This window comes from Cellulosimicrobium cellulans (assembly GCF_042723955.1).
In the GTDB taxonomy this organism is placed as follows: domain Bacteria; phylum Actinomycetota; class Actinomycetes; order Actinomycetales; family Cellulomonadaceae; genus Cellulosimicrobium; species Cellulosimicrobium cellulans_H.
This window is the reverse complement of sequence record NZ_JBHXIC010000139.1, coordinates 1-7,503: the sequence shown is the minus strand read 5'-3', so window position 1 is coordinate 7,503 and position 7,503 is coordinate 1. Positions and strand designations below refer to the sequence as shown.

Below are 7,503 nucleotides of genomic sequence, written 5' to 3'. Positions count from 1 at the left end.
GGGGCAGCCGCGAGGAACGAGCGGCGGATGGTAGACGCGGCACCACCACCCACCCCGACCACCCAGGGTGACCACGCGCCGTCGAGCACACGAACCACGGTTCTACCTCGCGCGACCCGGGTTCTATCTCTCGTGACCAGAGTTCTACCTCGACCAACCAAAGTTCTTCCTCAGCGGGTCAGAGGGCGTCGTTCATGGCCTTCGCGAGCGAGCGCAGGCGGGCGGAGTCGAAGAGGTCCTCGAGCAGGACGACGTTGCCCGACGAGTCGCCGAGCGGCACCTTCCAGTTGGGGTACTCCTGGTCCGTGCCGGGCTGGTTCTGCGAGCGGCGCTCCCCCACGGCGTCGGCGAGCGAGACGCCGAGCAGGACGGCGGGCGTGCTGCGGATCAGTCGGTGCAGGGCCTCGACGAGCTCGCGCTCGGACGGGTCGTCGCCGACGAGCCCGCGCTCGCGCAGGAACGCGACCATGGCGTCGCGCTCCGCACGGGCTGCGCGCCGCACGTCCGCGACGTCCTCCGTGAGGACGCCGAGCCGGTCGCGGAGCTCGACGTGCTCGCCCGCGAGATACCCGGCCGACGGCGGCAGGTCGTGGGTCGTGACGGTGGCGAGCGCGAGCCGGCGGTAGTCCTCGGGGGGCAGCGGCGCGCCGTCGTCCGTCTTCTCGAACCAGAGCACGGACGTACCGAGCACGCCGCGGTCGGCGAGGTAGTCGCGCACCCAGGGCTCGAAGACGCCGAGGTCCTCGCCGATGACCATCGCGCCCGCGCGGTGCGCCTCGAGGCACAGGATGCCGACGAGGGCCTCGTGGTCGTAGCGGACGTACGCGCCCGCGTCGGCGCGCGCGCCGCCCGGGATCCACCACAGCCGGAACAGGCCGATGACGTGGTCGATCCGGATCGCGCCCGCGTGCCGCAGGACGGTGCGCAGCATGTCGCGGTACGGGGCGTACCCGGCCCGCGCGAGCGCGCGCGGGTGCCACGGCGGCTGGGACCAGTTCTGCCCCTGCTGGTTGTACATGTCCGGGGGCGCCCCGACGGACACCCCGGTGGCCAGCACGCCCCGGTGCGACCAGACGTCCGCGCCCTCGGGGTGCACGCCGACCGCGAGGTCGTGCATGATCCCCACCGACATCCCCGCCTCGCGCGCCGTGCGCTGCGCGACGCGGAGCTGCTCGTCGGCCACCCACTGGAGCCAGCAGTAGAACTCGACGCGGTCGGCGAGCTGCTCGCGCAGCGCCGCGACGGTCGGGCCGTTCGGGTCGGACGCGCCGGGCGGCCAGTCGCGGTCGCCGTAGTGGTCGGCGAGCGCGCACCACGTGGCGAAGTCCTCGAGCCCCTTGCCCTGCTCGGCGCGGAACGCGTCGAGCGACGCCTGCCGGGCGGTCGACCGGGGCGCGGTGAACACGACCTCGAGCGCCGCCTTCTTGGCTTCCCACGCGGCGTCGCGGTCGATGGGGCCGGGGTCGGTGTCGAGGTCGCGCACCGGGTCGAACGCCCACTCGACGAGCGAGCGGTCGGCCGCGGACAGGTACCCCGTCTCGCGGATGTCCTCGACCCTGATGTACAGCGGGTTGACGAAGCGGCGGCTCGTCGGGAGGTAGGGCGAGGGCGTCATCGGGGTGCGGGGCTCGGCGGCGTGCAGCGGGTTGACGAGGACGAAGTCCGCGCCGGCCTCGTGCGCGGCGAGCCAGGCCAGGTCCGCCAGGTCGGCCAGGTCGCCGACGCCCCAGGACGCGCGCGAGCGCACCGAGTACAGCTGGGCCATGAAGCCCCACGCGCGGCGTTCCGCGACGGCTGCGGGCAGCTCGAGCCGCTGCGGCGTCACGACGAGCGTCGCGCGCGCGTGGGCGCCGTCGCTCTCGGCGTGCAGGTCGTGCCACCCGAGGGGCAGGTCGGCCGGGATCTCGAACGTCGCGCGGCCGACGCGCCGACCGTCGACCGTGCGCGGCTCGACGAACAGGTCGAGCTGGCCGAGGTCGCGGCGCTCGCGCGCAGGGCGCGCGGCGTGGTGGCCGGCCGCGCCGCCGTGGCGACCCTGCTCGGCCTCGAGCTCGACCCAGACGTCGACGGCGGAGCCGTCCTGGACGTGCACGGGGACCGGCACCGCGTCCCCCTGCCGGACGACCACGGTCGGGGGCAGCATCTGGCGCCACGCGTCGTCGCGCGAGTGCTCGAGGCTGACGGCGACCTTCTCCGGGGACGACGCGGGGACGCCGAGGGCCTCCAGCACGGCGACGAGGGTCGAGGCCCGGACCTGGCGGCGCGTCCCGTCGAAGTCCCAGAAGTCGGACGCGACGCCGTGGGCGTCGGCCAGCTGCACCAACGGCTCGGGCAGGTCCGTCTGCGGGGGTTCGCTCACGCCTGCATCCTGCCAGACCAGGGCCTTGCGGGCAGGACGATCGCCCGGCGTGCCCGGGGCGCTCTCATGTGCCCCGGGTACCCTGCCCGCATGTCCCTCCCCCTTCTCGCTCCTGCCGTGCGCGCGCCCGCGGAGGTCACGGAAGAGCTCGCCAACGGCTTCGACGCGAGCAACCCCGACGACTGGTTCGAGTGGTTCGTCGGCCTCCCGCTGCGCGTGCTGCTCATCGTCGTGATCGGCGCGCTCGTCCTCGCGGTCGTGCGCCGGCTCATCCGCCGCGTCTCCGAGCACATCGCCGAGGGCACGCCCACGCTCCGGGGCAAGCGGCTCAAGGGCCTGGGCCAGTCCGAGGTCGGCACGGTGCTGCTGCGCGCCAACCCGCTCGCGAGCGCCCGTCGGGCGCAGCGGGCGCGGACCGTGGGCTCGGTGCTGCGCTCGACCGCGAACATCGTCATCGGCGCGACGATCGTGCTCATGGTCCTCACCGAGCTCGGCGTGAACATCGCGCCGTTCCTCGCGTCGGCCGGGATCGCGGGCGTCGCGCTGGGCTTCGGCGCGCAGAGCCTCGTGAAGGACTTCCTCTCGGGCACGTTCATGCTCCTCGAGGACCAGTACGGCGTGGGCGACACGGTCGACTTCGGCGAGGTCACGGGCACCGTCGAGGAGGTCGCGCTGCGCGTGACGAAGGTCCGCGACGGCAACGGCACGCTGTGGTTCGTCCGGAACGGCGAGATCCTGCGCACGGGCAACAAGACCCAGGAGTGGGGACGCGCGGTGGTGGACGTCCGCGTCGCGTACTGGGCCGACGTCGAGGCCGTGCGCGCGGCGCTGCTCGCGGCCGCCGAGGACGTCGGGAGCGACCCGGTGCTCGGCACGTACTTCCTCGAGCCGCCCGAGGTCACGGGCATCGAGGCCATGACGGCCGAGGCCCTGCAGCTCAAGGTGCAGGTGAAGACGCAGGCCGCGATGCAGTGGGAGGTGGCGCGCGCCCTGCGCTCGCGCGTCCGGCAGGCGCTGTCCGACGCGCGCATCCCGCTCGCCGGGGCGCAGCAGGTGGTCGTCCTCGACCACTCCCCGTCCCTGCCCGACGACCGGGCAGACGCGCGGTCCGGCACAGGGCCCGACGACCGGCCCGACGACCGGCCCGACGACACGGACGACAGGTCCGCGCAGGCGGCCCGCGAGAGGCGCGGCGCCGCCGCGGCGACCGTGGTGCAGGACGCGGCGGGCGGCCGGGCGTCCTGAGCCACGCGGCGCCGTCGGGCACGACCTCGACGGCGCCGGTCCCTCCGTGCGGAGGGACCCGGTGGAGGCTCAGCGCAGGCCGTCGAGCTCCGCGGCGAGGTTGTCGGCCTCCGGGCCGACGATGACCTGGACGACGCGGCCCGAGCGCACGACGCCGAACGCGCCCGTCGCCTTGAGGCGCGCCTCGTCCACGAGCTGGGGGTCCGTGACCTCCACGCGCAGGCGCGTGATGCACGGCTCGAGGTCGACCACGTTGCCCTGACCCCCGAGGGCGTCGAGGATGTTCTGTGCCTTCTGGTCCGAGGGGGTGCTCATCGAAAGTGTCTCCTGAGGCGAGTCGCGGGTGGGGATCCGCGCGGGGGATCCGGGGTGTCGGGGTGCCGAGCACCTGGGAACAGCCTAGTCTCCTGGCGAGGTTGTCACCGGATCGACGCGGCCCCGCAACGCCCCCGCAACAGGGACGTGCACGGCGGCTGGCGGTCGACCGTGACGGGCACGCGTGCGCACCGGCCCGGGCACCCGGGTCGCACGCCCGAGGCGGACAGGAGCGAGGGTCGTGACGGGCGGAGTTCAGGACGAGGCACGGCAGGTCATCACGGGCATCGGCGTGTGCCCCGGGACGGTGGTCGGGCCGGTGGTGCTCATGCCGGAGCCGATCGCGGAGCCCGCTCCCGGGCTCCGGATGGGACCGCGCGAGGACCACGAGGCACAGGCACGGCGCGTCGACGCCGCGGCCGCACAGGTCGCGGCCGACCTCCAGCGCGCGGCGGACGCCGCCGAGGGCGAGGCGCGCGACGTGCTCGAGGCGACGGCGGCCATGGCCGGCGATCCCACCCTGGCCGCCGACGCGCGGCGCCGCGTCCTCGAGGAGCACCTGGTGCCCGAGCGCGCGGTGTGGGAGGCCGCGCAGGAGGTCGTGCGGCAGTTCACCGAGCTCGGCGGGTACTTCGCCGAGCGCGCTCGCGACGTCGCGGACGTGCGCGACCGGCTCGTCGCGGTGCTGACCGACCGCCCGGCGCCCGGCGTGCCGGAGCACACGGAGCCGTTCGTGCTGGTCGCGCCCGACCTCGCGCCGTCGGCCACCGCCGCCCTCGACCCCGCGCGCGTGCTCGCGATCGTCACCGACGGCGCCGGGCCGACGTCGCACACCGCGATCGTGGCGAACGCCAAGGGCATCCCCGCGGTCGTCGCGGCGACCGGCGCGAGCGCCGCGCTCGCGCCGGAGGACGTCGTCCTCGTCGACGGTGCCGCCGGGACCGTGGTCGTGCGCCCGTCCGACGAGCAGGTCGCCGCGGCGCGGGCGCGGTCGCAGCAGGTGCGCACGTTCGACGGCACGGGCCGCACGCGCGACGGGCACCGCGTCCAGCTCCTCGCGAACGTCGGCGACCCCGCGGGCGCGGCGCCCGCGGCCGCGGCGGGCGCGGAGGGCGTGGGGTTGTTCCGCTCCGAGTTCTGCTTCCTCGACCGCGAGCAGCCCCCGACGGTCGAGGAGCAGGTGGCGGCCTACCGCACGGTGTTCCGCGCGTTCGGCGGGCGGAAGGTCGTCATCCGCACCCTCGACTCCGGCGCGGACAAGCCGCTGCACTTCCTCACCGTCGACGACGAGGAGAACCCGGCGCTCGGCGTGCGCGGGCTGCGCACCGCCGCGCGGTGGCCGGAGCTGCTCGAGCAGCAGCTCGACGCGATCGCGCAGGCCGCCACCGCCGAGGAGGCGGAGGTGTGGGTCATGGCACCGATGGTCTCGACCGTGGGCGAGACGGAGTGGTTCGTCGAGCGCTGCCGTGCCCACGGACTCGACGTCGCGGGCGTCATGGTCGAGGTCCCGAGCGCCGCGCTGCTCGCGGGCCCGATCCTCGCGCGGGCCGCGTTCGCCTCGATCGGCACGAACGACCTCACGCAGTACACGATGGCCGCCGACCGCCTCCTGGGCTCGCTCGCCGAGCTGAGCGACCCGTGGCAGCCGGCGGTGCTGCGGCTCGTCGAGGCGACGTGCGCCGGCGGCGCGCAGCAAGGCCGGCCCGTGGGGGTGTGCGGCGAGGCGGCCTCGCAGCCCGTGCTCGCCGTCGTGCTCGTGGGGCTCGGGGTGTCGTCGCTGTCCATGACGGCCCGGGCGATCCCCGACGTCGCCGCGCTCCTGCGCGAGGTGGACCTCGACGAGTGCCGACGGCTCGCGCGGCTCGCCGTCGAGGCCGAGAGCGCGGCCGAGGCCCGTGCCGTCGTCCGCGAGAACCTGCCGGTGCTCGCCGAGCTCGGCCTCTGACGCGGACGGCGCGGCGCGGCGCTCGTCACGACCACGCGGCGCGGCACGCCCGTGTGACGTGCGCCCCGGTCCCCGTGCTCGAGCCGGACAGGGCCGTGCCCGGTGCGATGATGGGCCGGTGACGACCGAGCCCAGCCCCCGCACGTCGCTGCCCGTCGCCGGCATGTCGAACGGCGCGACGACCGGACCCGCGACCGACGCCGCGCCGGTGCGCCCGAGCCGCACGTTCTACGACGAGGTCGGCGGTCACGAGACGTTCGTGCGCCTCGTCGACGCGTTCTACGAGGGCGTCGCGGACGACCCGGTCATGCGGCCCATGTACCCCGAGCAGGACCTCGGCCCGGCGCGCTGGCGCCTCACCGCGTTCCTCGAGCAGTACTGGGGCGGCCCGACGACGTACAGCGAGCAGCGCGGGCACCCGCGCCTGCGGATGCGGCACGCCCCGTTCAAGGTCAACCCCGAGGCCCGCGACCGCTGGCTCGCCCACATGCGTGCCGCCGTCGACACCCTCGACCTGCCGCCGATCCAGGAGGCGACGCTGTGGGACTATCTGGAGCGCGCGGCGCACTCGCTCCTCAACACCTTCGAGGCCTGACCGACCCGCCGCCCGAGCGAAGGAGCCCCCACCCGTGACCCCCGAGCCCACGCCGCCGTCGACCTCCTCCCCCGGCCCGACGTCGGACGCCGCCCCGCGCGAGCAGGTCCCCAACCCGCTGAACCACCTCCTCGACGTGCTGCGCCTCGAGCGGGTCGGTGACGGCGACGGGTCGGCCGCCGACCCCGAGCACTTCCGCGGCGAGAGCGTGCACCAGCCGACGGGCCGGGTCTACGGCGGCCAGGTGCTCGCGCAGGCGGTCCTGGCCGCGGGGCGCACCGTTCCCGACGGCCGCCTCCCCCACTCGCTGCACGGCTACTTCCTGCGGCCCGGCGGCCTCGACGTGCCGATCGACTTCGCGGTCGAGCGGCTGCGCGACGGGCGCTCGTTCAGTGCGCGCCGGACGCACGCGATCCAGCACGGCAAGCCGATCCTGTCGATGATCGCCTCGTTCCAGGAGGACCAGGGCGGCATCGAGCACTCGTCGCCGATGCCCCACGCGCCGGCCCCGGAGGAGGTGCCGTCCGCGCTCGACGTGCTCGGCGGCATCGACCACCCGATCGCGCGCTTCTGGTCGCACCACTCGGCGTTCGAGCTGCGGCACGTGGGGGGCTCGCTCTACCTCGGTCCCGACCACGAGCCCAAGGACCACCAGATGGTGTGGATGCGGGCGCGCGGCGACGTCGGGGACGACCAGCTGCTGCACCGCGCGCTCATGGCGTACGCGTGCGACCAGGTGATGCTCGAGCCGATCCTGCGCCAGTCGGGCACGAGCTGGGTCACGCCCGACCTGTCGATCGCGAGCCTCGACCACGCCATGTGGTGGCACCGCGACGCGCGCGTCGACGACTGGCTGCTCTACGTGCAGTCGGCGTCGAGCGCGCAGGGCGGCCGCGGGCTCGGCGCGGCGCGCGTGTTCGCGCAGGACGGGACGCTCGTCGCGTCCATCGCGCAGGAGGGCATGGTCCGCCTCCCGGCGCGGGGGGCGCCGGGGGGCGGCCGCCCGGGGTGGCGGGGCGGGCGCGCGGGGGGCCCGCTCGCGGT

Annotated in this window: 6 protein-coding genes; 4 read left to right on the top strand and 2 right to left on the bottom strand. The window is 75.3% G+C overall.

Features of this window, described 5'->3' with window-relative positions; translation table 11 throughout:
• Positions 1-178: 178 nt before the first annotated feature.
• Positions 179-2,359 (bottom strand): 4-alpha-glucanotransferase, encoded by a 2,181-nt coding sequence (malQ, locus tag ACFWH7_RS20330; RefSeq protein WP_378219370.1) that lies wholly within the window; start codon positions 2,357-2,359, stop codon positions 179-181.
• Positions 2,360-2,449: 90 nt separating this feature from the next.
• On the opposite strand from malQ, the gene ACFWH7_RS20325 reads away from it, so the two are divergent.
• Positions 2,450-3,604 carry a mechanosensitive ion channel family protein gene (locus ACFWH7_RS20325; protein WP_378219368.1) on the top strand — a complete coding sequence of 385 codons (1,155 nt, stop codon included), beginning with the start codon at positions 2,450-2,452 and terminating at the stop codon, positions 3,602-3,604.
• 69 nt (positions 3,605-3,673) lie between these two features.
• On the opposite strand, the gene ACFWH7_RS20320 is transcribed toward ACFWH7_RS20325, so the two are convergent.
• The gene (locus ACFWH7_RS20320) at positions 3,674-3,955 is read right to left on the bottom strand and encodes a glucose PTS transporter subunit EIIB (protein WP_255181276.1); all 282 of its coding nucleotides are present in this window, start codon (positions 3,953-3,955) and stop codon (positions 3,674-3,676) included.
• 205 nt (positions 3,956-4,160) lie between these two features.
• Here ACFWH7_RS20320 and ptsP point away from each other — a divergent pair, with 205 nt between their 5' ends.
• The 3 genes from ptsP to ACFWH7_RS20305 all read left to right on the top strand — a co-directional run.
• Positions 4,161-5,864, top strand: coding sequence for a phosphoenolpyruvate--protein phosphotransferase (gene ptsP, locus ACFWH7_RS20315; protein ID WP_378219364.1), 1,704 nt, complete (start codon positions 4,161-4,163; stop codon positions 5,862-5,864).
• Positions 5,865-6,027: 163 nt separating this feature from the next.
• Positions 6,028-6,459, top strand: coding sequence for a globin (locus ACFWH7_RS20310; protein WP_378219374.1), 432 nt, complete (start codon positions 6,028-6,030; stop codon positions 6,457-6,459).
• Between the two features lie 136 nt (positions 6,460-6,595).
• A partial coding sequence (locus tag ACFWH7_RS20305) for an acyl-CoA thioesterase (protein WP_378219372.1) occupies positions 6,596-7,503 on the top strand: 908 nt, incomplete at its 3' end.